Source organism: Arthrobacter sp. GmRoot5-12 (assembly GCF_059739365.1).
On the sequence record NZ_AP046056.1, the window covers coordinates 1,683,053 to 1,707,225 of the forward strand.

Below are 24,173 nucleotides of genomic sequence, written 5' to 3' on the forward strand. Positions count from 1 at the left end.
GCATCGCGTCGTACCTTATGCCTCGCCTCGGACGCCTATGTCGCGTCAGGCGCTATGCCCGGTGGTGCTCGATGAGCCAGCGCGCCATCTGCTGGGCGCGCTGGGCGGCCTGGAGGTCACCCTCGGTGGCTGAAGTTATGGAGCCCTTCATCAGGATGTGCCAGGAACGCGAAAATTCCTCCGGTCGGGCCAAACCGGCTTCCTCCGCCAGCCCCCGGACGTGCCCGCGGACCTTCGCCAGGTAGTCGATGCTCGCCTGGCCCAGAGGGTGGGAGGGCCCCATCTCCAGCAGGACATTGATAAAGGCACTGCCTTCGAAATCGTCCTGCTGGAACCAGTCGCCCAGGACGTCGAAGATCGCCAATAGTTGCTCAACGGGAGTGCTTCCCTTGCTGCGGGCCTTGGAAATGATGCTGTCCTCCGTCCACTGCTTATCCCGCCGTTCCAGGAAGGCCAGGACCAGCGAATCCTTGGATGGGAAATGCCGGTAGAAAGTCGCCTTCGCTACACCCGAACGCTCGATGAGCTCGTTGACGCCCACAGCCCGGATCCCCCGGCGCGAGAAGAGCTCGTACGCCACGGACAGGATCCGTTCCTCCGGGCTCGACTGGCCGCTCGGCGAAGCCGGCGCCGCTGGGGGTGGCACTGGCGATTCCGGCCCTGACGATGCTGGGGACGATGAATTTTCGGGCTCCGGGTTCGTCACGTCCATGGGGTAATTCTGTCATGAGACAGACTTGTCTTCCCCGTTGTAGTGTTTGTCCTACGTGCAGTGCATTCGAACGTCGCGGTGGTTCCCCGGCCACTGCAGCTTGATGCAAGGAGGCCACTATGACCGTAGAGCGGTCGGTCCAAGGCGTGCCGTCGGCTCCCGAGCCGTGGATCCCCAGTGATACTCCTGTGGAGATCCGCCAGTTCGCCATCGAATCCCTGCGCTGGCAGGCGCAGGAGATTATCGACGAACAGCTTTCCAGCACGGATCCGGCCGAAGAACTCTCCAGGGCACGGCTTCGACAGTTCGTTGCACGCAACCCCGGCCGTCCGGAAAAAGCACTCCTGGAACAGCTGATGGCCAGCGAGGACGGGCTTGCCCCTTAACCCGCCATCCTCGTTCCCGGCGCTTCAGCCCGGCTGGAGGCCAGTGAAACAAGAAGTCAGGAACTGAGCGGCATATTGTCGATCAGCCGCACCGGGCCAACCTTGGCGGCGATGAGCGCCAGGGCCTCACCCCGGAAGGGAGTCTCGCGGCAGTTCTCGGCCAACGGTTCAAGGGTTCCCGGATCCACTACCTCGAAGTAGTCCAGTTCCACCAGTGGCTGGGACCTCACAAGCGCCAGCGCGGAGTCCAGGTCCAGCGGCTCATGCGCGTTTGCCCGCTCCTCCAGCAGCCGCAGGGCCCTGGACAGGACAAGCGCGGCCTCCCGCTCGGCGTCGGACAGGAAGCGGTTGCGGCTGGACAACGCCAAGCCGTCCTCCGCCCTGACCGTGGGCACGCCGACGATCTCGACCGGAAAGTTCAGGTCGGCAGCCATCCGCCGGACCAGGGCCAGCTGTTGTGCGTCCTTCTGCCCAAAGTAGGCCCGGTACGCCGGCAGGCCGCCTGCTTGTGAAGCCCCGTCAGTGGAACCGGAAGGAAGGCCCGCTGCCGGCATTCCGTAGTGCAGCAGTTTTGCCACAACGGTCAGGGCGCCGTCGAAGTGTCCGGGCCGGGAAGCGCCCTCCCACTTCTCCCCCAGGCGGCCGGAGGTAATCCGGACCAACGGCTCCCCACCGGGGTAAACCTCCTCCACGGACGGCGCGAACACCAGGTCAACACCCTGTTCCTCCAGCAGCGCAAGGTCGGCGTCCAGCGTCCTGGGATAGCGGTCCAGGTCCACAGCGTCGCCGAACTGCAGGGGGTTGACGAAGATGCTGGCCACCACAACGTCATTGTGCTCGACGGCGGTGCGCGCCAGAGCGGCATGGCCTTCGTGGAGTGCGCCCATGGTGGGCACCAGGCCCTGCGAGGTCCCGCGCCTGGCGCCAAGGAGCCTGGCGCTTTCCGCGTGCAGTTCGTGAACGGTTTTGACGAGTTGAATGGACATTCAGTCCTCCTTTGGATCGAGGGCCTCGTGCAGCCCCTTCAGCTGGTCAGGTTTCAGCAGTCCGCGTCCTTCTGCTCTGAGGGCAGTGGCCCGGGCCATCGCAAGGTAGGCCTCAAGCACATCACCGTGCCCGCCGCCGTCGAGCTCCCGCAGAGCTTCAGCATGGGCACGGACCGTCCCCACGTCCCCTCGGGCCACCGGGCCGGTCAGCGCAGACTCCCCTGAGGCCAGCGCGTTTTCCAGCGTGGCCCTCAGCAGCGGACCAAGCATGCGTTCGGGCGCCTCCACGCCAACCTCCCGCAGGAGCTGCGACGCCTGCGCCACCAGGGTCACCAAATGGTTGGAGCCGTGCGCCAGGGCAGCGTGGTAAAGCGTCCGGTCCGCCTCGGCGATTGCAACCGGTTCCGCCCCCATCTCCACTACCAGCGCCTGGGCGATGGGCAGCATGGCGGCATCGGCCGTCACCCCGAAGGTGCAGTCCAGCAGCCGGGTGAGGTCCAGGCTCATTCCGGTGAAAGTCATGGCCGGGTGCAGCGCCAATGGAATGGCACCGGCGGCGCGGACGGGATGCAGCACGCCGACGCCGAACCGACCGGAAGTGTGTGCCACAAGCTGGCCGGGCTGCCATGCCCCAAGCTTCGCCAGGCCCTCCACCAGGCCCGGGAGGGCGTCATCCGGCACTGCCAGCAACACCAGTTCCGCGCGCTCAACGATGTCCTGCACTTCCAGGATGGGCACGCCGGGCAGTAGCGCTTCAGCCCGTTCCCGGCTTGCGTCGGACACCGCCGACACCCCGACGACGGCGTGCTCGGCTGCGCGCAAAGCCGCGCCAAGCACGGCTCCCACCTTGCCGGCGCCGATGATTCCGACGCCGAGTCGTCCGGGCTTAGCCATGCTGCTGGCCTTCCTGTTGGTGGTGGGTGCGGGTTTCGCCGGCCGCCGCCTGGGACATCGGCGCGGCAGGGGTCGGCCCGGCGGGCAATTGCACGCCCAATTGCATGCCATCCGGCAGCGTGGGCGCAACTGCCGGAACAACCTGCCGCAACCATTGTTCGGTGGTTTGCCGCTTCCGGGCCAGCCGTGCGCGTGCTGACTGGTCGTCGAAGAGTTGCCTGGCTTCGTCCAGCCCGGCCTGCCTCAGGCGAGGTATTACCGGCCCGGCGGTTGTATGCAGGGCCAGGTCCGCCACCCGGAACCGGCGCGCCAGGGGCCCCTGGTGCAGGGCCAGCGACTGCGTCCGCTGATGGGGAACCAGCACCAGCAAACGCCACCACCGCCCGGAACGGATCAGGAGGGCCGTGTCCGTTGACGTGAACCCGTTCCGGCGCCACGCGAGGGGCGCCAGCAGCCGGGCCCGGCGCGGCGTGGTGACGAATCCGCCGTCGGAATCCCTGCCTGCAAGCCCGGCGGTGAACACCAGCTCCGGCCGGTCCGTCCCGGGGTCCGGCAGGACCAGCGACAGCATTGCCATGACGTCGGCAAGCTTGCCGACGGGCAGGAGGATGGTCCTGGTGTTGCCCTCGACGGCGTTGCCGGAAACCCCGTAGCCGGCCGCATTCACCTGCATCCGATACCAGCCGAACGGCCGCCACAGCGGAGGCTGGGCGATTTTCACCGCCTGGATCCGGCCGGGCGGAAGCGTCTGCGCCTGGGTGTCCAGCAGCCCGTACCGCAGCCGGATGCCGTCGGGCGAAACCGCTGCGGTGAAGTTGAATCCCTTGTTGAAATAGTTCCAGTAGCCGGCGGCAAGGCCCAGGGCCGCGGGCACCAGGTAGAAGTAGAACGCGCGGTTGTCCGTCAGTGCCGACAGAACCACCGACGCAATGCCGCCCACCACAATGAAGACGCTTTGCTCGCTGAGGATCAGCGATCCGAGAAGGCGCGACGGCGGCACGGCGAGGACAGTGATTTCCGGCGCCTCGGGTGCGGGTTGGGGAAAGCGTCCCGGCCCCTTACTATCCCCGGAAAAACCATCCGGGGCGGAACCAGCGCCGGCACCGGTATGGGAACCGGCGCCGGAGACTGCTCCGGAAGCCTGCGCCAGGATGGTGGCACGAAGCTGGCGGGCGTCATCGATCTTCAGGTAGGCCAGGCGCACCGCTGATTCGCCGGCGTCGGCCACCTCGAATTTGAGTTCGGCCAGTCCGAAGATCCGGGCCAGCAGGGGCTGCACGATGTCAATGGCCTGCACCCGGTCCAGCCGTGCCTGCCGGTGCTGGCGGAAGATGAGCCCGCTGTTGACCCGGACGTAGCCACCGGATACCTGGTACTTGGTGAAGTACCAGGTAAGCACGAATCCCAGCACCGCCACGGCCAGCACCACGGCCCCGCCGCCCAGCAGCCATGGGGCGCGCCTGGCGAACCCCTCCTCGAACACGGGCTGGCCCTGCAGTGTCCGCTCGAAGAGGTCCCGGCCGAAGAAGAACGTGATGGCTGCCAGGGCAACCCAGCCGCGGACGAACGGCGAGGCGGGATGCACGCGCAGCCATTCGCCGTCGGGCGTTCCGTTGGTTTGCGGGCCGGCCGCAGCAGGCGGAACCGCTGCCTGCCCGGGCAGCTGGCCGTCAGTGGTCACAGCCCTGCCAGCCTGGCTTCGCCGCGGGCGGCCAGCTGTTCCCGGAGCCGTGCGCCCTCCGCTGCCGGCAGGCCCGGGATGCGTGCGTTCGTTCCGGGTGACGCGGTGTGCAGCTTCACGGTGCACAGGCCCAGCGCGCGTTCCACGGGTCCGACGCCGATGTCCACGTACTGCATGCGGCCGTAGGGGACGGCCATGGTGCGCTGGAAGAAGATCCCGCCCCGGATCAGCAGGTCCTCGTCGCGCTCGGCGTAGCCGATGGCCCTGACCTGCCGCGGAATGAGCACCAGCCGCCACAGGGCAGCCAGGAGCGTGGCGGACGGAACAGTGATGGCGAGCCACAGCGGCGGCCACCGCCACCAGCCCAGGAGGACAAACAGCAGCGGAGCGGCCAGGACCACTACGGTGACAAGGTTGGCCACGGCCCATTCCACCAGGCGGACTGTGATGTATTTCGGTGAAACCCGCTGCCAGGCGATACCCGGCGGGTCAATCGCCTCGGTATGCATATTCGCCTTCCCCGGCGGCTTCCCCGCGGGCAGGGCGGCCCTTCTTCCCGTCGAGGCTGTTGGCGTCGCCGTCCTCCGGGGGGATCTTGCAGAAGCGCTCCACGAGGAGCCCCACCACGATCATCACCAGGCCGCCGCCGGCCATGGCCAGGGCCAGCCAGGTGATGCCCTGGTCGCTGCGCAGGCTCCAGATCCGCAGCTGGTCCAGGAAGATGCCCACGTGCCAGCCCAGGAGCACCGTTCCAGCGTAGGCGCACGCCTGTGCCAGAATCAGCGTCCGCGCGGCCAGAAGGGGGTCCAGCTGAGTCTTCGTGGCCGTGCTGTTGGGCTTGAGGCTGTTGCGCCACCGCAGCACCCGGATACCCAGAATCAGCGTGATGGCAACGATGACGCCCATGGTGGCCAGCGCTGTGGCGGGCAGGACAGGCGTGGCCATGCTGTACCGGCTGGTGACTACCGTGGCTGACCAGCCCGCCACGGCGAGGATCACGCAGATCAGCAGGAGGCGCAGCGGGTTGATCGGCTTCATCGCTCCTCCACCGCTCCCGCCGTGGGCATGCCGTCAAAGTCGCCGAACCCGTCGAACGGCGACAGGTCCTTGAAATCCTCTGCCCGGGCTGCCAGGGCGCTGATCCGTTCGCCGTCCAGCGTAGCGGCTGGTTCGATAAGCGACCAGGGGTAGAGGACGAAAGCCCGCGACGCGGCGCGCGGGTGCGGCAGGGTCAGCGCAGGATCATCGCTGCGGAGGTCACCGTAGGTGATGATGTCGACGTCGAGCGTCCGCGGCCCCCAGTGGACCTCGCGGACGCGGTGGTGCTTGTTCTCCACCGCCTGGCAGTGTTCCAGCAGTTCCTGCGGGCTCAGGCTGGTTTCCACCGTGATGACCATGTTCAGGAAGTCCGGCTGCCCGGCCGGGCCGCCTACGGCTTTGGTCTGGACTATGGGTGAAACGGCAAGGAGCCGGACCTCCGGCGGATCCACCAGGTCCCCCACAGCCTCGGTCAAGGTCTCGTTCCGTTCACCAAGGTTGCTGCCCAGGGCCAGCACGGCCTTGGTATAGGTCCCGTTCACGTCTGCACCCCGGCCAAGGCATGGCCAGCGGGGACCAGTGCCCGGTGGACGGTGACAGCCACGTCCCCGAAAGGAACCGCGATGGGAGCCTGCGGCTTGTGCACGGTGATGTCCACGGCCTGGAGCTTGAATTCGGACAGGAGGCTGTCGGCGATCCGCACTGCGAGTGCCTCGATGAGGTTGAGTGGTTCGCCGGTGATCCAGTCGGTGATACGCTGCGCCACCTCGCCGTAGTGCGCGGTGTCCCGCACATCGTCGGACTTTGCCGCTTCGGTGAAGTCCAGGTGGAGCACTGCGTCCACCACGAAAGGCTGGCCCTCCCGGCGTTCGAAATCAAAGACGCCGTGATGGCCGACGGCGGTCACTCCGGTCAGCGTAATCCTGTCCATGGGTCCCCCGGCCCTATTGGTTTTTGGGTACGGCTTGTGCCGTGGATGCTGCGGCCATGCGTGCAGCCACCTTGACGGCGTCAAGGCTGGACCCCACCTCGTGCACACGGACGGCCCAGGCCCCGCGGTAGGCGCTGATGGCTGTGATCGCCGCTGTGGCCCCGTCCCGTTCCTCCGGGGCGGCGGACTTGCCGGCCACCGTCAGCAGGGTGCCGAGGAAGCGCTTGCGGGAAGCGCCCACCAGGACCTTGTGGCCCAGGCTGTCCAGCTGGTCCAGGTTCTGCAGCAGTTCCCAGTTCTGGGCATCATTCTTGGCGAACCCCAGGCCGGGGTCGATGATGATCTGTTCCTGGCTGACACCGGCGGCGTAGAGCTTGTCGCGGACTCCTGCCAGCTCGGCCACCACTTCACCGGCAACGTCCGTGTACTCGGCGAGGGAGTTCATGGTACGGGCGTCCCCACGGCGGTGGGTGAGGACGTACGGCACCTTGGAGGCCGCCACGAACTCGGCCATTTCGGGCTCGATGCTCAGGCCGGAGATGTCGTTGATGATAGCTGCGCCGGCTTTTACCGCCGCTGCCGCCGTCGAGGCATGCGTTGTGTCGATGCTGACCAGTGCGCCGGCCTTCACCAGGGCCTCGATCACCGGCAGGACGCGGCGCTGTTCTTCTTCCGGGCTGACGTCGTCAGCGCCGGGCCGGGTGGATTCGCCGCCGACGTCGATGATGTCCGCACCCGCGTAAAACATCCGCAGGCCGGCGGCGATGGCGGTGTCCGCCGTGGCGTGCTTCCCGCCGTCGCTGAAGGAATCGGGGGTGACGTTGAGGATTCCCATGACCAGGGTGCGGTCGGTGGGCAGGCCTTCGAAGCGCGCGGCCGGGCGGGGCTTGCGCAGGATGGGCAGCGGGGAGGTTGCGGGCCCCGTTCCAGGGGCTGCAGCGAGTGAATCCATGGTCTGTAGTTACCTTCCGAGGATGAGGCTCATGGCTTCGGCACGGGTGGCCGGGTCATGAAGCTGCCCGCGGACCGCACTGGTGACGGTCTTCGCTCCGGGCTTGCGGATACCGCGCATCGACATGCACATGTGTTCGCATTCAACGACCACGATGGCGCCACGGGGCTTGAGGTAGCGGACCATCGCTTCGACGATTTCAGTGGTGAGGCGCTCCTGCACCTGCGGGCGGCGGGCGTAGATGTCCACCAGGCGGGCCAGCTTGCTCAGCCCGGTGACCTTGCCGTCGTGGGACGGAATGTACCCCACGTGGGCCACCCCGTGGAACGGCACCAGGTGGTGCTCGCAGGTGGAGTAGAACGGGATGTCCTTGACCAGGACCAGTTCCTCATGGTCCAGGTCGAAGGTGGTGGACAGCACGTCAGCAGGATCGTGGTGCAGTCCCGCGAAGACCTCGGCGTACGCCTTCGCAACCCGCTTCGGGGTGTCGCGCAGGCCGCCGCGGTCCGGGTCCTCGCCAATGGCAAGGAGGATCTCGCGGACGGCCGCCTCGATCCTCGGCCGGTCCACCTTTTCGCGTTTCGAATGGTGGGATCCGTCCTCCGCCAGGTGTACGGCGGAGGCGGGAACGTCGTCGTCGTCGAAAGAAGTCACAGGGAAAGCTTAGCCGCGAAGGGTGTCAGGCCCCGAGTCGGAGGTGCCTCCGTGAAACGGAGCGTCCTCCGGAACGCCCTGCGAGTGCGGCGGCTGGGCGTCCAAAGGCTCGTCCAGCCGGGCCTTCTTTGCCTCTTCCTGCGCCTCGCGTTCCGCCCTTTCCTGGCGGGACTCCACGGGGCCTGCCATCTGGACAGGACGGGTTTCCTTGGACAGCCACACTTCGCGGAAGTCGCGCTTGCGCACGTCGCGGAAGATGTCGGCAATCTCGGACTGGTTGAGGGTTTCGCGCTCCAGCAGCTCAAGGGCCAGGATGTCCAGGATGTCGCGGTTCTCGGTAAGGATCTCGTAAGCCTCGTCGTGGGCCTGCTCGATCAGCCGGCGCACTTCCTCGTCCACCACGTAGGCGATCTGGTCCGAGTAGTTGCGCTCGTGGCCGGCGTCGCGGCCCAGGAAGGGTTCGCCGCCGCCCTGGCCCAGGCGGACAGCGCCGACGCGTTCGCTCATGCCGTACTCGGTGACCATCTTGCGGGCGGTGCCGGTGGCCTTCTCGATGTCGTTGGAGGCGCCGGTGGAGGGGTCGTGGAACACGATCTCCTCGGCAACGCGCCCGCCCATGGCGTAGGCCATCTGGTCGAGGAGTTCGTTGCGGGTGATGGAGTATTTGTCGTTTTCGGGGACCACCATGGTGTAGCCCAGGGCCCGGCCGCGCGGAAGGATGGTGATCTTGGTGACCGGAGCCGAGTTCCGCAGGGCTGCCGCCACCAGGGCGTGGCCGCCTTCGTGGTAGGCGGTGATCTTGCGCTCGTGTTCCTTCATGACGCGGCTGCGCTTCTGCGGGCCGGCCATGACTCGGTCAATGGCCTCGTCCAGGGCGCGGTCGTCAATCAGGTTGGCGTTGGAGCGCGCGGTGAGCAGTGCGGCCTCGTTGAGGACGTTGGCGAGGTCTGCGCCGGTGTAGCCGGGCGTCTTCTTCGCCACACCCTTCAGGTCGACGCCGGGCGCCATCGGTTTGCCCTTGGCGTGCACCTGCAGGATCTGGTCGCGGCCAATGAGGTCCGGCGCCTCCACCGAAACCTGGCGGTCGAAACGGCCGGGGCGCAGCAGTGCCGGGTCCAGGACGTCGGGCCGGTTGGTGGCGGCGATGAGGATCACGTTGGTTTTGACGTCGAAGCCGTCCATCTCCACCAGCAACTGGTTGAGGGTCTGCTCGCGTTCGTCGTTGCCGCCGCCGATGCCTGCACCGCGGTGGCGGCCAACGGCGTCGATCTCGTCCACGAAGATGATGGCGGGCGAGTTGGCCTTGGCCTGTTCAAAGAGGTCGCGGACGCGGGAGGCGCCGACGCCGACGAACATTTCCACGAAGTCCGAGCCCGAGATCGAGAAGAAGGGGACGCCGGCCTCACCGGCCACTGCGCGGGCCAGCAGCGTCTTGCCGGTGCCGGGCGGGCCGTACAGCAGCACGCCCTTGGGGATCTTGGCGCCAACGGCCTGGAACTTGGCAGGCTCCTGCAGGAATTCCTTGATCTCCTGCAGTTCCTCGACGGCCTCGTCCGCGCCTGCGACGTCGGCGAAGGTCACCTGCGGCATGTCCTTGCTGACCATCTTGGCCTTGGACTTGCCGAACTGCATGATCTTGGAGCCGCCGCCCTGCATCCGGGTCATCAGGAACCAGAAGAGGGCACCCAGCAGGATGACGGGGATCAGGAGGGAGAGCAGGCCGGAGAACCAGTTGCTTTCAATCGGCTGGTCGGTGAAGCCCTGGGCCGGCTTGGCGTCGGTGACAGCCTTCACCACGTCCTGTGCGCGGGCGTCAACGAAGAAGAACTGGACGCTCTTGCCTTTGTCCTGCCCGTCCACCTGCAGGTTGTCCTTCAGCGTGAGGTCAACGCGGTTCTCGCCGTCGAAGATCTTGGCCTGCTCCACCTTGTTGCCGGAGAGCAGTTCCAGGCCCTTGTCCGTATCGATGCGGGCGGCACCGCCGGGGGCGAGCGTTGCAAAGGCCACCAGGAGCAGACCGACCACAACGACGATCCAGATGCCCGGGCCTTTGAAGAAGTTCTTAGCTTTCATCTGTTCGGGGGCTGGCCCCGTCCCTTCCGGTAGTGCTTCACGGCGAGTAGTCTGCGCGCGTGATGGTGCTGCGTCAGCTTCTAGCTATACACCGTCCGGAGTACATCACGCATAGCGAAAAGCAAAAGTTCCCTGTGGGCGTAGCAGTGCCGGGACAGCCCAGGAGTTGCCCACATGGCGCGGTTTTACCGGAGTACGGCGGCGGAGTGTGCGGCGCCGCTTACTCGTAGACGTGCGGGGCCAGGGTGCCCACGAAGTCAAGGTTGCGGTACTTTTCGGCGTAGTCCAGGCCGTAACCCACCACGAACTCGTTGGGGATGTCATAACCGACGTACTTGACGTCGATTTCCACCTTGGCGGCTGTGGGTTTGCGGAACGCCGTGCAGATCTCCACGGACGCGGTGCCGCGGGACTCCAGATTGGTCTTGAGCCAGGACAGGGTGAGGCCGGAGTCGATGATGTCCTCGACGATCAGCACGTCCTTGCCCATCAGGTCGGTGTCCAGATCCTTCAGGATGCGTACCACGCCGGAGGACTGGGTGCCCGAACCGTAGGAGGACACTGCCATCCAGTCCATGGAGATGTGGCTGTGGAGTGCGCGGGCAAGGTCAGCCATGACCATGACGGCGCCCTTGAGCACGCCCACCAGGAGGATCTCGCGCCCTTCGTAGTCCTTGTCGATCTGCGCAGCGAGCTCGGTGATCCGCTGCTGGATCTGCTCCTTGGTGTAGAGAACGTGCTTGAGATCTGCCTGGACGTCGTTTGAATCCACCAATGGCTCCTGTTTAGATGCGGGGTGCGACTATTTTGCGGGCGGTTTTTGGGACCGGAATACTAGCTTCCCACAGCGCGCCCGTTCGCGGGGAACAGAACCGGGGCCGCCCTGGGCACCCGGCACGCCGGCGTCCTTTGATCCCTCCAGCTGTGCCAGCGACAGCCGGTACACGCTGACGCCGCCGGGAAGCTCCACCGGACCCGCCGAACCCTGGCGCCGCAGCAGCGCTTCCGCCGCCAAAAGGCGCTGGTAGCTGGGCTGCTGGCCGCCGACGTCGGCCGCTGCCTTGGCGATCACACGGAACCTGATGGCCGGGGCCAGGGCACGCAACGCCTCCTCGGGCAGCGCCAGTGTGCCGCCGTCCCGCTCCACCAGGGAGGCGAAGGTGCTTTCCGCCACAGCCTCCAGGTAGTCGGCGTCAAGCTGCAGGATGGCGGCAGTCCGGGCCAGGGATTCGGCAACCCCGGGGCCCAGGTTCTCCTCGAGGTGCGGAAGGACCTCCACGCGGGTCCGGGAGCGTGCAAAGGCGGGATCGGCGTTGGTGGGATCGTGCCAGGGATCCAGGTCCTCCACCGCGCAGATCTCCTCGGTGTCCGCCCTGCGCAGGCCGAGGAACGGGCGCAGCAGGACACTGTTTCCGGCGCCTGCCCGGGACGGCCGCATGCCCGCGAGCGAGCGGGAGCCGGAGCCCCGGGCCAGGCCCAGCAGTACCTGCTCCGCCTGGTCGTCGAGCGTGTGGCCCAGCAGGATGGCGCCGGCGCCCTGTCCCGCCGCGGCGGCTTCGAGCGCGGCGTGCCGGGCTTCGCGTGCGGCGGCCTCTGGGCCCATACCGGCACCAGCCACCGTGACCGTGCGGATCTCAACCGGTGAAAGGCCCAGCTCCTCCAGGGTCTTGGCGGTGCGCGCGGCAATGTCGCCGGACCCCTCCTGCAGCTGGTGGTCCACCACCACGGCTCCCACGGTCAGCGGGCGTCCGTCCACATGCCCGCGCCGGGCAAAGTACGCAGCGACGGCGGCCAGCGCCAGGGAATCGGGGCCTCCGCTGCACGCCACGACGACGTGGCCGGGATATCCGGCATCGGCGAGCGCGTTTTGCAGCATCCTGCGCGCAGTCCCGACGACGGGCGCGAGCCTTCCGGGCCGGCGCCGTCCGCTGCGTGGCCCGGCGGTGCCGGCAGGCCACTCAGTCCCGGGTACAGGTGTGTCCGTCAATCAGTGACCCATCCGCTCAAGCCACAGCTTGGCGTCGTGGATTTCGGGCTCGGTAGGCAGGTGGTCCACGGACTCCCAGACTTTGTTGAAGCCGTCCATTCCGGCCACGTCCACCACGGCCCGGACGAAGCGGGCGCCGTCGGAGTACTGGCGCATCTTGGCGTCCAGGCCCAGGAGGCTGCGGATGAACTTCTCGATCACGCCCCGGTCCTTGCCGCGGTCGTTGAACCGCTGCCGGATGGTCTTCACGGACGGGACGATGCTGGCGTCGACGGCGTCCATCACCACGTTGGCGTGCCCTTCGAGGAGGCTCATGACGGCGGTGAGGTGCGAGATGGCGGCCTTTTCCTCCGGATCCTGCAGCAGGTCCAGGATGGCGCCGCGGCCGGGAGTGTTTCCGGTGGCGGAGCGGTCCTTCAGGGAGCGGGCAGCAGCGGTGGCGCGCTCCATCAGGGTGTCGACGTTGCCCAGCAGGTGGCCGCTGAGTTCGTCGATTTGTTCCAGCATGTGGTGCCGCAGCCAGGGGGCGGCCGCGAACTGGACACGGTGGGTTTGCTCGTGCAGGCAGACCCAGAGCCGGAAGTCCTCGGGCGTGACGTTGAGTTCCCGTTCCACCGACACGATGTTGGGGGCCACCAGCAGGAGCCGGCCGGCCGCGGGAGCCGTGGAGTTTTCTGCCAGCGCCGCGAAGGGATCGTACTGGCCCAGGACCTTGCTGGACAGGAAGGCAAGCACGGCGCCCAACTGGCTGCCGGTGATGGCGCCGCTGACCTGGGCGGCAGCGGGGCTGAGGCTTCCGCGGCGGCTGTCCAGCATCTTCTGCATGGCGGGTTTGAGCATCACCGCGAAACTCTGCGTGTTGGCTTTGGCCCAGGACGCGCGGTCCACCACCAGCACCGAGGAATCGCGAAGGTCGCGCGCCGCCTCCAGGCCGGTGATGTCGTGCACGTGCGGAACGGAAGCGTCCGCCAGCCGTCGAAGGCTGTCCACCGCTTCCCCGATGGCCTTTTCATCGAGCTCCGGCCCGGCGGGAGCCAGCCGCGCTGCGGCAGACGCAGCGAGGTCCCAGTTGATCAGGGACTGGGCTGTTGGGGACAACGTCGATGCGGATTCGCGCGCAGTGGACTCCATGGTTCCCATCAGAACACAGCAGGCTGGGGATCGTCCTTAAGTTCGCTGACCGGCGAACTTGCACAGCCCCGGCACAGGAGGCCAAAAGCGCCGTCCCAGTCCAGGCCCGCACGTTGGAAGTGCAGGAAGAATCCCCCTCATGGAGTACCAATGGCAGCCGTGCTAGCGGCAGCCGCAGCCCGCCAGCGCCGTGGCGGCCCGGTCCAGGGCTTCCTTGTTGCCGGCCGCGCCCGGGGTCAGGCCGTTGCCGATGAAGGAGAAGACCAGGAGCCGCCCGTCGGAGTCCACCACATATCCGCTCAGCGCCAGAACGGTGTTCAGTGTCCCGGTCTTGGCGCGAACCAGGCCGGCACCGCCGGACGTGGTGGCATCCCCGTAGCGGGTGTCCAGGGTTCCTGACAGGCCACCAACCGGAAAGCCGTCCAGGGCGGCCCGCAGCCTGGTGTCGGCGCCGGTGCTGATGGCCCGCACCACGTCTGTGAACTGGCGGGCCGCAACCTGGTTGCCCATGGCCAGCCCGCACACATCCACCAGCTTCACGGCGTCAGAGGGGATGCCCGCTGCCGCGAGTTCGGCCGCGACCACGGCCGTTGCACCGTCATTGCTTCCGGGCCGGCCGGTGGCCAACGCGGCCATCCGGCCCATGGTTTCGGCAAGGTAATTGTCAGATACCTGCAGCATCAGGTTCACCTGCTCAGCCACGGTGGCCGATTGCACGGCCGCCAGGGCTGGGGCGGCGGCTTGGGACGCGCCGGGTGAGCGTTCGACGCCGGCCGCCACGGTGAGGCCGGCCCCGGCACCTGCCGCACGGAGCCGGGCCGCGAACTCCTCCGCGGCGGTTATGGAGGAATCCTGGGGCCGGGGGCCGGTGGTGACGGCGGGGTCGAAGCGTGCAGAGTTGAGGGCCAGGGGGTACAGCGGCGCTATTTCGCCCGCTTCCACGTCGCCGCTCTGCCAGGCCGGATTCAACGCCGCGCCGGTGAAGAGGGAGTCATCCACCAGCACCTGGATGTCACCGGCAGTACCGGCGGCCTGCAGGGCCTGCACGGTGAGGGCTGCAAGCGTGGCCAGGCCGGCATGGCCCATCGCCTGGCCTGGCCGCGACTCCCCTGCGCCCAGGAGGACGTCGCCGCCGCCCACCAGGACCACCTGGCCGGGAGCAGGGCCCTCCACCACCTTCGTGCTGAACCGGTGCTCCGGCCCCAGGGTGCGCAGTGCGGCCACCGCCGTCAGCAGTTTAAGGTTCGACGCCGGCACCCGGCTTTCCGCGCCGCCCCGGTCAAAGAGGACCTGGCCCGTGAGCGCGTCCTGCACCATGCCGGTGAAGGTACCGCCGCCGTCGGCCTTCAATGCCGGGTCCACCTGGGCTGCCACCGCTGACGGAAGGGGCACTGGGGCGGACTGCTGAAGCGGGGCGAGCGCCTGCGGGGCGGACAGGGTGGCGGGGGCCTGCTGCCAGACGGGGGGCGCCGGGGCGGATTCGGGGGCTTCCGCACCAAAGACCCCGGCGCCAGAGACCCCTGGGCCCAGGAATCCGGGGGCCACCAGCAGGGCTCCCGGGAGGGCGAGGACAAGCAGGATCAAGGCCGCCAGGGCCAGCGGCCAGGGCTTGCGCGGCCCTACCGCGGGGGGCCGGCCAGGGCTGCCGGGGCGCCCGGACCGATGCGCGCGCAACGGTTCCTGGCCGGTTGTTTTGGTCATGCTGGTGCTGGTCCTCAAGTCCTGAAATTTCCCCACAAGTTCCTGATTCCAGGGCCTCTCGCTATATCCTCAATAGTAGTCGGCGGCACCGACACTCTTTTTTGTGGGCCCGTCAAGTGTGCCGCGCACCCCCTGCAATTGCCGAGGAGCATTCCATGAAGCACGACGTGACCATCGAGATCCCCAAGGGATCGCGCGTCAAGTACGAAGTTGACCACGAGACCGGCCGTGTCCGCCTGGACCGCGTCCTCTTCACCTCAATGCAGTACCCCACGCACTACGGGTACTTCGAAAACACCCTCGGCGAGGACGGCGACCCGCTGGACGCGCTGGTGCTCCTGCAGGACTTCGACCTGCACCCCGGCGTCATCGTCGAGTCCCGCCCCATCGGTGTCTTCAACATGACGGACGACGGCGGCGGGGACGCCAAGATCCTCTGCGTCCCCGTGGATGCCCGCTTTGACCACATCCAGGAAGTCAGCGACGTCAACGAATTCCTGATCAAGGAGATCGAGCACTTCTTCACCCGCTACAAGGACCTGGAGCCCGGCAAGTGGGTCAAGGCCGAGGGCTGGGGCGACCGCGCCGCGGCCGAAGCCGAGCTGGAAGCCTCCATCAAGCGTTACGTGCCTGCGTCGCACTAGTTCCACCGTCGCACTGGTTCCACCGGCGCACTGGTTCCACCGGCCACCGCCTTAGGGCGGCCAGGCCCTGAATCCCCGTCTGCCGGACAAGTCCCCGCTTCATGCAAGGGGGATAGGTCCGGAAGGCGGGGATTTGTCGTTGTCCCCACAAAGGTAAATCTGTGGAATCGTGGGGCTGTGAGTTCTGAGCCAGCACTGACTTCCCAGCTCTTGTTCCATCCGCCCTGCGGCCCTGTCGCCGGCTGGCGGGACGGCGAGGTTATCCGCGCCACAGGGATCCCGTACGCCGCGGCCGCACGGTTCCAGCCGCCCGTGCAGGTCCCGGACTGGACCGCCGAGCTGTCCGCCACATCCCTCTCCCCTGCCTGCCCCCAGGCTCCCGTGCCGTTCCTCGACGACGTCCTGGGCACCAGATACGGGGAGCTTCCGGGGAGCGAGGACTGCCAGAACCTTTCCATCACCATGCCCGGCGACGTCAGGCCGGACGAAAAACTGCCCGTCATGGTCTGGATCCATGGCGGCTCCTACACCACCGGCTCCGGGGACCTGGCCATCTTCGACCCCACCCGGCTGGTGGCCGAGAACCGCGTCATCGTGGTCTCCGTGACGTACCGGCTGGGGCTGTTCGGGTTCCTGGCCACACCCGCGGGACGTCCCGGCAACCTGGGGCTCCTGGACCAATTGGAGGCATTCCGGTGGGTGCAGCGGAATATCCAGGCCTTTGGCGGCGACCCCCGCCGGGTCACCGCATTCGGCCAGTCCGCCGGTGGTGACGCGATCGCCCACCTGATGGCCACACCCGAGGCGCCCACACTCTTCCAGCGCGCCATCATCCAAAGTGCACCGCTGGGCATCACCCGCGGGCGGGCCAAAATGAACCACGCCATGGGCATCGCCGCCGAATCGGTCACCGAACAGACACCGGCCATGGACGTGGTGGCGGTCGAGGAACAGGTCGCCCAGGTGGCCAAAAAGTTCGGCATGCTGGCTGCCATGCCCTTTGGCACACAGTACGGGCACGATCCACTCCCGGAGGAAGCCGGGATCGAAGCGGCGTGGGACCGGACGGCGCCCGCCATCGAGGTGCTGATCGGCCATACCTCGGAGGAGGCGCGCCTGTTCCTTCCCCGCAGCCCTCGACTGATGCGGCTGGCCGGGATCCCCTTGGTGGGTCAGCACGCCGTGCGTGCCATCGACTGGGTGGTCACCGAAACCGTGTACGGCCGGGCAACGCGCCGGTTCGCCCGGCGCCACGCCAAAGCGGGCGGAAACGCCCACCGGTACCTCCTGACCTGGCATGCCCCCGGCAATATCTTTGGCGCGGCCCACACCGTGGACCTGCCCCTGCTGCTCGGCACCAGGGAAACATGGGACGGGGTGGGACTGATCGCCGGCGCCCGCTGGGAGGACGTGGAGGCGGCTGGCCGGAAGATGCGGGCCCTGTGGGCCGGTTTCGCCCGCGGCGCCGACCTTGGGAAGTCCGGCGGCATCACCGGAGTCCTGCAGTATCAGGCAGCCTGAGAGCGTGAAAACGCTGGGCGTGGACCTGGCGGCGGCCACCAGGAAGACCGCCGTCGCGGTGATCGAGTGGGAGCCAGATACGGCCCGGCTCACCCACCTGGCCCTGGACGTGGACGACCAGGACATCGTGGAGCTGTTCGGCTCCTGCGACATGACCGGCGTCGACTGTCCGGTGGGCTGGCCCGACGCGCTGATCCCGTTCCTTACCGGGCACCTGAACTTCGACGCCGATCCCGTCCTCGAGTACGACGGAATTGCCGGCCGGAGGCTGCTCGCCTACCGGGACACCGACCGCTTCGTCACGCGCGAAACCGGGCTGATCCCGCTCAGCGTCTCCGCCGACCGGCTGGCCCATCCTGCCATGCGCTGCGCCGTGATCCAGGCAAAGATCGCCGCCCTGCACGGCCCACAGGCGCGTGACGGCTCAGGACGCCTGGCCGAGGTCTACCCGGCAGCATCCCTGAAGATCTGGGGCCTGAACGGGCGCGGCTACAAGGGCCGGGGCGTCCCGGAAGCCGAACGTCTCGGCCTCCTGCTGGCGGCCCTCGAAGAGCAGGCGCCATGGCTGGACATGGGCGGGCACCGGGGCACGCTGGCCGGTTCGGACGATCTCTTCGACGCCGTCATCGCTTCCCTGACCGCCCGGGCCGCCGCCCGTCGTCGTACGCTCTTGCCGGACGGTTCCCATGCGCAGGCAGCGCGCAGCGAAGGCTGGATCCACCTGCCCTCCTGCACGCTGGACGAACTCCGCAACTAGGTGGGGGTCAGCCGCCCAGCTTCCAGTTCCGGATCTCCTCCGGGTCCTCGCCGTGGGTGCGGGTGTGCTCGCGCGCCCGGTTGCGGCGGTCCTGCAGGTCCTGGCGCAGGAGCGAGTGCTTCTCAGCCAGGCCGGGTACCCGGTCGATCGCGTCGATAGCCAGCGTGAACCGGTCGATTCCGTTGAGCATGGCCATGTCGAACGGTGTGGTGGTGGTCCCCTCTTCTTTATAGCCGTGCACGTGGAGGCCCTGCTGGTTGGTCCGCCGGTAGGCCAGCCGGTGGATCAGCGCCGGGTAGCCGTGGTACGCGAAGATGACCGGCTTGTCGGCGGTGAAAATCCCGTCGAAGTCATGGCCGGGGAGGCCGTGCGGGTGCTCGCTGTCGTCCTGCAGCCGCATCAGGTCCACCACGTTCACCACCCGCACCTTGAGTCCGGGCGCGCCCTTCCGGAGCAGTTCGGCGGCCGCCACGGTCTCCACGGTGGGGACGTCACCGGCGCAGGCCAGGACGACGTCGGGCTCCTCGCCGGGCACCTCGGAACCGGCAAACGTCCAGATCCCCAGGCCGCGGCGGCAATGGTTGGCGGCATCGGCCGGACCGAGCCAGGCGGGTGAGGGCTGCTTCCCACTCACCACGATGTTCACGTAGTCCGTGGAGGCCAGGCAGTGCTCCATGACGGAGAGCAGGGTGTTGGTGTCCGGCGGCAGGTAGACCCGGATGACCTCGGCCTTCTTGTTCACGGCGTGGTCGATGAAGCCGGGGTCCTGGTGCGAGAAGCCGTTGTGGTCCTGCTGCCACACGTGCGACGACAGCAGGTAGTTCAGGGATGGCACCGGCTGGCGCCAGTGCAGCTTCCGGGAGACCTTCAGCCATTTGGCGTGCTGGTTGAACATGGAGTCGACAATGTGGACGAAGGCCTCGTAACAGTTGAAGACGCCGTGCCGGCCGGTGAGGAGGTACCCCTCCAGCCAGCCCTGGCACAGGTGCTCGCTCAGCACCTCCAGGACCCGGCCGGAGCGCGCAAGGTGCTCGTCGACGTCGTCGATCCTGTACTGCCACACCTTGTCGGTGACCTCATAGACGTTCTGCAGCCGGTTGGAGGCCGTCTCGTCCGGGCCGAACAGCCGGAAGTTATCCATGTTCTGCGCAATCACGTCCCGCATCCAGGATCCGAGCGTAACCATGGGGCTGACCCGCTCGGTGCCCGGGCTGGGAACCTCCACGGCGTGGTCGCGGTAGGAGGGCAGCTTCAGCGCGCGCCTCAACAATCCGCCGTTGGCATGCGGTGTGGCACTCATGCGGAAGTCGCCCGTGGGCGCACCTTCGGCGACGTCGGGCCGGAGCCGGCCGTCGCCGTCGAACAGTTCCGCCGGCCGGTAGGACTGCAGCCACTCCTCCAGCTGCTTCAGGTGCTCGCCGTTGGTGCGGACCTCGGACAGCGGCACCTGGTGCGCCCGCCAGGTGCCTTCCACCTGCAGCCCGTCAACCATGCGGGGTCCGGTCCAGCCCTTGGGCGAGCGCAGCACGATCAGGGGCCAGCGGTGTCCGCCCTCCCCCGCCTCTTCACCGGAAGCGTCCTGCCGGTGGGCATCCTGGATGGCCTTGATATCCGCCAGGCACCGGTCCAGGACGCCGGCGAAATCGCGGTGCGCCTTTTCGGTGTCGTCCGGGTCCGCCACCGTGACGAAGTACGGTTGGTGCCCGTATCCGCGCAGCAGCTGGTCCAGCTGGTCCTGGGGCATCCGGGCCAGGATGGTGGGGTTGGCGATCTTGTAGCCGTTCAGGTGCAGGATGGGCAGGACGGCACCATCCACGGCGGGATCCAGGAAGTTGTGGGAGTGCCAGCTGGCGGCCAGCGGACCGGTTTCCGCCTCGCCGTCGCCAATCACCACGGCGGTCACCAGCTGCGGGTTGTCGAACACCGATCCGTACGCGTGGGCCAGGGAGTACCCCAGCTCCCCGCCTTCGCTGATGGAGCCGGGGGTTTCCGGGGCCGCGTGGCTGGGGATTCCGCCGGGGTAGGAGAACTGCCGGAAGAGTTCGGCCAGGCCTGCCTCGTCATTGCCCACGTGGGCATAGATTTCGGAGTAGGTCCCCTCCATCCAGGCATTGGCGACGACGGCGGGACCGCCATGGCCGGGACCGGCGACGAAGAGCATCTCCAGGGAGTCGCGGCGGATCACGCGGTTCAGGTGGGCGTAGACGAAGTTGAGTCCGGGGGTGGTGCCCCAGTGCCCCAGCAGGCGGGACTTGGTGTCCTCTGCCTGCAGCGGTTCCCGCAGCAGGGGGTTGGACCGGAGGTAGATCTGCCCCACCGAAAGATAGTTGGCGGCCCGCCACCATTTGTCGACGAGGCCCAGGTCTTCCTGCCCCGGCCCCTCCTGCCGTGCGCCGCCCTGCTGCACGTCGTCCTGCTGCATCTCATCCTGCCCAGTGCTGCCGGCCATAACCATCCTCACGTCGGGTGTGCCGCTGCAGGCGGCCGTTCCCCCATGGCAACAGATGGAGGGGCAGGCAGGCAAGCCCCGCCGACGGGCTTTCCGCTCTTGCCACCCCGCGCCAGCCGGCATGGGCTCGCCTGGGCCGGGAAAATCTCCTGCCCAACCGGCAACCGGGCCCTGCAATCGGCCGTTCCGTAGTTCCTACTTCCGGGTAGTGTGGATCCAGAAATGTTCACGTTGACCATCAATCAGACGGACAGCCGGCGCGACGGCGACCAGGTGCCGCAGCTGCTCAAGGCGCTGCGGCACATCCCTGCGCGCCTGGACTTCGACCGGTCGGTGGAGGACGAAGTCCAGGGAATCGTCGACTGCCCGCACCAGGCCGTGGATGCCGCACTGATCGCACTTCGCAGCGGGCACTGGTACGTGGGGATCGGCGCGGGGCCGGTAAATGAGCCGCTGCCCAACCAGATCAAGGACGCCTCCGGCCACGGTCTGGTGTACGCGCGCCGGGCCGTGGACAGGCTCCGCAGCAGCAAGGAGCGGATCCCGGTGGCGGTGGAAGGACCGCTGGCCGATGTCGCCCACGACGCCGAGGCCATCCTCAGGCTGCTGGGCCATATCGTGCGTGACCGTTCCGATGCTGAATGGCGGGTGCTGGACCTGCTGACCCCCGGTGTCCGGGGGCAGCAAAAAGCCGTGGCGCAGGAACTGGGCATCACCACCCAGGCCGTCAGTAAAGCGGTGGCCCGGGCGCAGTGGAACGAGGAGCACGGCGCCCGGCCCGCAGCTGCCAGGTTGCTGGCACTGATCCTCGAAGCCCGGTAGCCAGCTGACTGTCCTGCCAGCTCTCTTTAGTTACCTTCAGGGCAGGCCTAGTTGCCGGCGGCTGCCATCACGGGCTCGCCGTTGAAGTACTCCAGTTTCCAGCCGTCCACCGCGTGGTGGTGCGCCAGGTTCAGCACCGCGTTGTCCACGCTCGCCAGGGTCTGGCCAATGGCCCGGCTGAGGCTCACGCGCAGCAGGGTGCCGTGGGTGACCACCAGCAGCCGCTGGCCGCGGAACTCCTCCGCCAGCGCCTCAAGTGCGGCAAGGCCGCGGCCGGCGGCCTCGTCTTCACTTTCCGCGCCCTTGAAGCCGCCCGGAATGCGCAGCGCGTCCAGCTCGGGTCCGGCCTGCATCCCTTCGGCCGGGCCGAAACTGCGCTCGGTGAGTTCCGGAACGCGTCGGGAAACCGCCAGCCCGAGCCCTTCGGCAATCAGGTCTGCGGTTTCCGCGGCACGGCTGAGGGGCGACGAAACGATTGCGTCCCATTCGTACGGGGCAAGGACGGCGACGGCGTCCCTCGCCTGGCCGCGTCCGACGTCGTTCAAGGGGATGTCGGTGGCTCCCTGCAACCGGCGCTCGGCATTCCAGTCGGTCTGGCCATGGCGGACGAGGGCGAACGTCGTAAGGGTCATGCTTCTATTCTGCCTTGACCCAGGACGCGGTCCGGAATCGGGACGGACGGAAGTACCCCGGCCTAGAGGAGGCTGCGCAGCACGTGGGCGGCGCCGTCGTCGTGCACTGAATGGGTGACCTCATCAGCGGCGGCCACCACCTCCGCCGGAGCCTGGCCCATGGCTACACCCCGGCCGGCCCAGGTGAGCATCTCGATGTCGTTCCGGCCGTCACCGACGGCGACGGTGAGGTGCTCTTCAAAACCAAGGCGGACCCGAAGGTTTTCCAGGGCGCTGGCCTTGGTCACCCCTGCGGCAGCGATATCCAGCCACGCAGTCCATCCCACCGAATAGGTCACTCCCGCCAGGCCCACGTGGTTGATGGCCTCGTTGAACTCCTCCGGCGTGTTTTCGGTGCTGAAGAGCACCACGCGGACGGCGGTGGCTTCCAGCATGGTGTGGAAGTCCACGCCCACGGCCTCCACCCCGAAGCTGGCGTCCTGGAACCGCTCGGTGGAGAGGAAATTGCCGTCGGCATCCTCGAGTGCGTACTTGGCGGACGGGAGGCGCTCCCGGAGCGCACGCAGGGCCGGAGCGGGATCGAACGTGGCCTTGTGGATCACTTCGTAGCCGTTTTCGAGTTCCGGGTGGAGCCGGAGCGTTACGCCGCCGTTGCAGCAGACGGCGTATCCGCGCTCGATTCCGATCTTCTCGATGATGGGAAGGGTGGCGTTCAGGGAGCGTCCGGTGGCGATCATCACCTCGTGCCCCGCTGCAACCACGGCCTGGGCGGCTTCCCGCACATCAGGGGACATGTGGCCGTCGTGGTTCACCAGGGTGCCGTCCACGTCCAGGGCGACCATGAACTTCTGGTCCACACCGGCGAAGCCGAGGGTGTTGGTGTTGGTGTTGTTGTTCGGATTGTTGTCTCGCCGGTCATCGTTGCCGGCGACTGAGGTTTCAGTCAGCGTTGTCATCCACATAGTGAACCAGACGTAACTGACACGCGCTAGGACGCAGGACACAGGTTTATTGAACTGTTGGTAAACACGGCGGATTCCCACATCCCGGCGATCCCTCGCGCAGCAGATCCCCCGGGGCGGACGAGTCCCCGTCTTCCCTGGACCAACAGTCCTCACCTCGTTCGCACATCCGTGCCTTCACGGTTCTGATTAGCGAACCAGCTTCTGATTCGCGGGCGAGGACGTGCCGCAGCCCGGGCGGAGTCCGGTTGCCAGGAGCGGGCGGAGTCCGGCTGCCAGGAGCTTGCACCGCAGCCGGCCGGGGTCCGTGAGGTCAGCCCATCGCCAGCGAACAAAGCCGTGGCCCAGCGCCCGGATCCGGTCCTCGCGGAGCTTCTCCCGATATACGGCCTCGTCAGCCGTCATCCCGTCACGCAGGGCGGCCTGGACGTACTTCCCCTTGCCGTCGAACTCACCCACCACCCCCTGGGAAGGCCACCAGAAATCGCTCCTGCCGATGAAGCCGTTGCCGTCCTTAAAGACGTGTTGAAGTTCGGGCTGTTCGAAACCAAGGAACTCAAAGATGGCCCGGCTGTACGACTCCCCAACGGACTCCGGCTCGGGGCTCGCCAGGGCAGCGACCCGCTCCGCGCGGCGCCGGGCAGCCGCAGACGGAAGAGCCGCTATGCCGGCGGCAATGCCCGGCACGGACAGAAGGCTGGCACCACGATCCACAAGGCCGTCGGCCAGGAGTTTGCGGGCGGCCCCGTCTGCGAGTACCAGTGCCTGGCTCAGGTTCGTGGAGGAAATGACATCCACGGTGGTCTCCATGAGTCCTGTGCAGAGGAACTCCCCATGGCGGACAGGTTCCAGCACGCTCTTGAGCCGGTACCTAAGCGGATAGGAACGCGTGCGGCGCACGTCTTGGGCCGTTCCGTCCCCGCCCAGGACCAACAGCGGCGATTTCCTGATGCCGCTTCGGCCGGGCAAGGCAGTCGCCAACTCCACGCACGGTGGCGTTCCCAGCGTCGGCAGACCGCTCGCCACCGCTGCCGTTTGCCCGCACAAAACGGCACCTTTGACCGATCTGGCGAGTGACGTCGTCGTCCATGCGAAGCGCCGGGACGGCAGCGCGTTGAGCCAGTCCTCGGTGGAGACGTAGAAGCCGCGCCGAATCCGCACCAATTGCCCTGCTTTGAAGGCGCGGTGCACGCCGTCGGTGCCGGCGCCCGTGCGGAGAATGGCGGCAGTATCAATCAGTCCGGGTGGCATGTCCATTCC

Annotated in this window: 24 protein-coding genes; 5 read left to right on the forward strand and 19 right to left on the reverse strand. The window is 67.5% G+C overall.

What is annotated here, in order from left to right; translation table 11 throughout:
• Positions 1-52: 52 nt before the first annotated feature.
• A complete protein-coding gene (locus AC6JAM_RS07640; RefSeq protein WP_026265928.1) occupies positions 53-646 on the reverse strand; it encodes a TetR/AcrR family transcriptional regulator in 594 nt (197 codons plus the stop codon).
• Between the two features lie 185 nt (positions 647-831).
• Between AC6JAM_RS07640 and AC6JAM_RS07645 the strand changes: the two genes are divergently transcribed.
• On the forward strand, positions 832-1,098 hold the full coding sequence (locus AC6JAM_RS07645; protein WP_018770249.1) for a hypothetical protein: 267 nt from the start codon (positions 832-834) through the stop codon (positions 1,096-1,098).
• Positions 1,099-1,154: 56 nt separating this feature from the next.
• Here AC6JAM_RS07645 and AC6JAM_RS07650 read toward each other — a convergent pair whose 3' ends face one another.
• The 14 genes from AC6JAM_RS07650 to dacB form a co-directional block, all read right to left on the reverse strand.
• Positions 1,155-2,084 carry a 4-phosphopantoate--beta-alanine ligase gene (locus AC6JAM_RS07650; RefSeq protein WP_018770250.1) on the reverse strand — a complete coding sequence of 310 codons (930 nt, stop codon included), beginning with the start codon at positions 2,082-2,084 and terminating at the stop codon, positions 1,155-1,157.
• Complete coding sequence (locus tag AC6JAM_RS07655; protein WP_497934408.1) at positions 2,085-2,978, reverse strand: Rossmann-like and DUF2520 domain-containing protein; 894 nt, start codon at positions 2,976-2,978, stop codon at positions 2,085-2,087. It abuts the gene before it with no gap.
• Positions 2,971-4,659, reverse strand: a complete 1,689-nt coding sequence (locus AC6JAM_RS07660; protein ID WP_497934409.1) for a PH domain-containing protein — start codon at positions 4,657-4,659, stop codon at positions 2,971-2,973. Before AC6JAM_RS07660 ends, AC6JAM_RS07655 begins: the two co-directional genes overlap by 8 nt.
• Complete coding sequence (locus AC6JAM_RS07665; RefSeq protein WP_018770253.1) at positions 4,656-5,168, reverse strand: PH domain-containing protein; 513 nt, start codon at positions 5,166-5,168, stop codon at positions 4,656-4,658. Before AC6JAM_RS07665 ends, AC6JAM_RS07660 begins: the two co-directional genes overlap by 4 nt.
• Positions 5,149-5,697: a DUF3180 domain-containing protein gene (locus AC6JAM_RS07670; RefSeq protein ID WP_134165310.1), complete on the reverse strand. Its 549-nt coding sequence runs from the start codon at positions 5,695-5,697 to the stop codon at positions 5,149-5,151. Before AC6JAM_RS07670 ends, AC6JAM_RS07665 begins: the two co-directional genes overlap by 20 nt.
• The gene (folK, locus tag AC6JAM_RS07675) at positions 5,694-6,239 is read right to left on the reverse strand and encodes a 2-amino-4-hydroxy-6-hydroxymethyldihydropteridine diphosphokinase (protein WP_018770255.1); all 546 of its coding nucleotides are present in this window, start codon (positions 6,237-6,239) and stop codon (positions 5,694-5,696) included. The genes AC6JAM_RS07670 and folK overlap by 4 nt, the downstream gene beginning before the upstream one ends.
• A complete protein-coding gene (gene folB / locus AC6JAM_RS07680; protein WP_056388411.1) occupies positions 6,236-6,628 on the reverse strand; it encodes a dihydroneopterin aldolase in 393 nt (130 codons plus the stop codon). The genes folK and folB overlap by 4 nt, the downstream gene beginning before the upstream one ends.
• 13 nt (positions 6,629-6,641) lie before the next feature.
• Positions 6,642-7,580, reverse strand: a complete 939-nt coding sequence (gene folP / locus AC6JAM_RS07685; RefSeq protein WP_018770257.1) for a dihydropteroate synthase — start codon at positions 7,578-7,580, stop codon at positions 6,642-6,644.
• Positions 7,581-7,589: 9 nt separating this feature from the next.
• On the reverse strand, positions 7,590-8,234 hold the full coding sequence (folE, locus tag AC6JAM_RS07690; protein ID WP_018770258.1) for a GTP cyclohydrolase I FolE: 645 nt from the start codon (positions 8,232-8,234) through the stop codon (positions 7,590-7,592).
• Between the two features lie 9 nt (positions 8,235-8,243).
• Positions 8,244-10,307, reverse strand: coding sequence for an ATP-dependent zinc metalloprotease FtsH (ftsH, locus tag AC6JAM_RS07695; protein WP_018770259.1), 2,064 nt, complete (start codon positions 10,305-10,307; stop codon positions 8,244-8,246).
• A 220-nt stretch (positions 10,308-10,527) separates the two neighbouring features.
• The gene (gene hpt / locus AC6JAM_RS07700; RefSeq protein ID WP_018770260.1) at positions 10,528-11,079 is read right to left on the reverse strand and encodes a hypoxanthine phosphoribosyltransferase; all 552 of its coding nucleotides are present in this window, start codon (positions 11,077-11,079) and stop codon (positions 10,528-10,530) included.
• A 30-nt stretch (positions 11,080-11,109) separates the two neighbouring features.
• A complete protein-coding gene (gene tilS, locus AC6JAM_RS07705) occupies positions 11,110-12,183 on the reverse strand; it encodes a tRNA lysidine(34) synthetase TilS (RefSeq protein WP_018770261.1) in 1,074 nt (357 codons plus the stop codon).
• Positions 12,184-12,294: 111 nt separating this feature from the next.
• Positions 12,295-13,425, reverse strand: a complete 1,131-nt coding sequence (locus AC6JAM_RS07710) for a zinc-dependent metalloprotease (protein WP_026265930.1) — start codon at positions 13,423-13,425, stop codon at positions 12,295-12,297.
• A 162-nt stretch (positions 13,426-13,587) separates the two neighbouring features.
• Positions 13,588-15,126, reverse strand: coding sequence for a D-alanyl-D-alanine carboxypeptidase/D-alanyl-D-alanine endopeptidase (dacB, locus tag AC6JAM_RS07715; RefSeq protein ID WP_497934411.1), 1,539 nt, complete (start codon positions 15,124-15,126; stop codon positions 13,588-13,590).
• 155 nt (positions 15,127-15,281) lie between these two features.
• On the opposite strand from dacB, the gene AC6JAM_RS07720 reads away from it, so the two are divergent.
• The 3 genes from AC6JAM_RS07720 (at position 15,282) to AC6JAM_RS07730 (ending at position 18,048) form a co-directional block, all read left to right on the forward strand.
• Positions 15,282-15,770 (forward strand): inorganic diphosphatase, encoded by a 489-nt coding sequence (locus AC6JAM_RS07720; protein WP_018770264.1) that lies wholly within the window; start codon positions 15,282-15,284, stop codon positions 15,768-15,770.
• A gap of 177 nt (positions 15,771-15,947) precedes the next feature.
• Entirely contained in the window at positions 15,948-17,291 is a 1,344-nt protein-coding gene (locus AC6JAM_RS07725; RefSeq protein ID WP_497934412.1) for a carboxylesterase family protein, read from the forward strand.
• A gap of 4 nt (positions 17,292-17,295) precedes the next feature.
• Complete coding sequence (locus tag AC6JAM_RS07730) at positions 17,296-18,048, forward strand: DUF429 domain-containing protein (protein ID WP_497934413.1); 753 nt, start codon at positions 17,296-17,298, stop codon at positions 18,046-18,048.
• Positions 18,049-18,055: 7 nt separating this feature from the next.
• On the opposite strand, the gene AC6JAM_RS07735 is transcribed toward AC6JAM_RS07730, so the two are convergent.
• Positions 18,056-20,497 carry a phosphoketolase family protein gene (locus tag AC6JAM_RS07735; RefSeq protein WP_497934415.1) on the reverse strand — a complete coding sequence of 814 codons (2,442 nt, stop codon included), beginning with the start codon at positions 20,495-20,497 and terminating at the stop codon, positions 18,056-18,058.
• A gap of 222 nt (positions 20,498-20,719) precedes the next feature.
• On the opposite strand from AC6JAM_RS07735, the gene AC6JAM_RS07740 reads away from it, so the two are divergent.
• On the forward strand, positions 20,720-21,319 hold the full coding sequence (locus tag AC6JAM_RS07740; protein ID WP_056388417.1) for a hypothetical protein: 600 nt from the start codon (positions 20,720-20,722) through the stop codon (positions 21,317-21,319).
• Positions 21,320-21,366: 47 nt separating this feature from the next.
• Here AC6JAM_RS07740 and AC6JAM_RS07745 read toward each other — a convergent pair whose 3' ends face one another.
• The 3 genes from AC6JAM_RS07745 to AC6JAM_RS07755 form a co-directional block, all read right to left on the reverse strand.
• Positions 21,367-21,951, reverse strand: coding sequence for a histidine phosphatase family protein (locus tag AC6JAM_RS07745; RefSeq protein ID WP_018770269.1), 585 nt, complete (start codon positions 21,949-21,951; stop codon positions 21,367-21,369).
• Positions 21,952-22,013: 62 nt separating this feature from the next.
• The gene (locus AC6JAM_RS07750) at positions 22,014-22,907 is read right to left on the reverse strand and encodes an HAD family hydrolase (RefSeq protein WP_497934416.1); all 894 of its coding nucleotides are present in this window, start codon (positions 22,905-22,907) and stop codon (positions 22,014-22,016) included.
• A gap of 195 nt (positions 22,908-23,102) precedes the next feature.
• Positions 23,103-24,170, reverse strand: coding sequence for a hypothetical protein (locus AC6JAM_RS07755; protein WP_488315257.1), 1,068 nt, complete (start codon positions 24,168-24,170; stop codon positions 23,103-23,105).
• Positions 24,171-24,173: the final 3 nt, after the last annotated feature.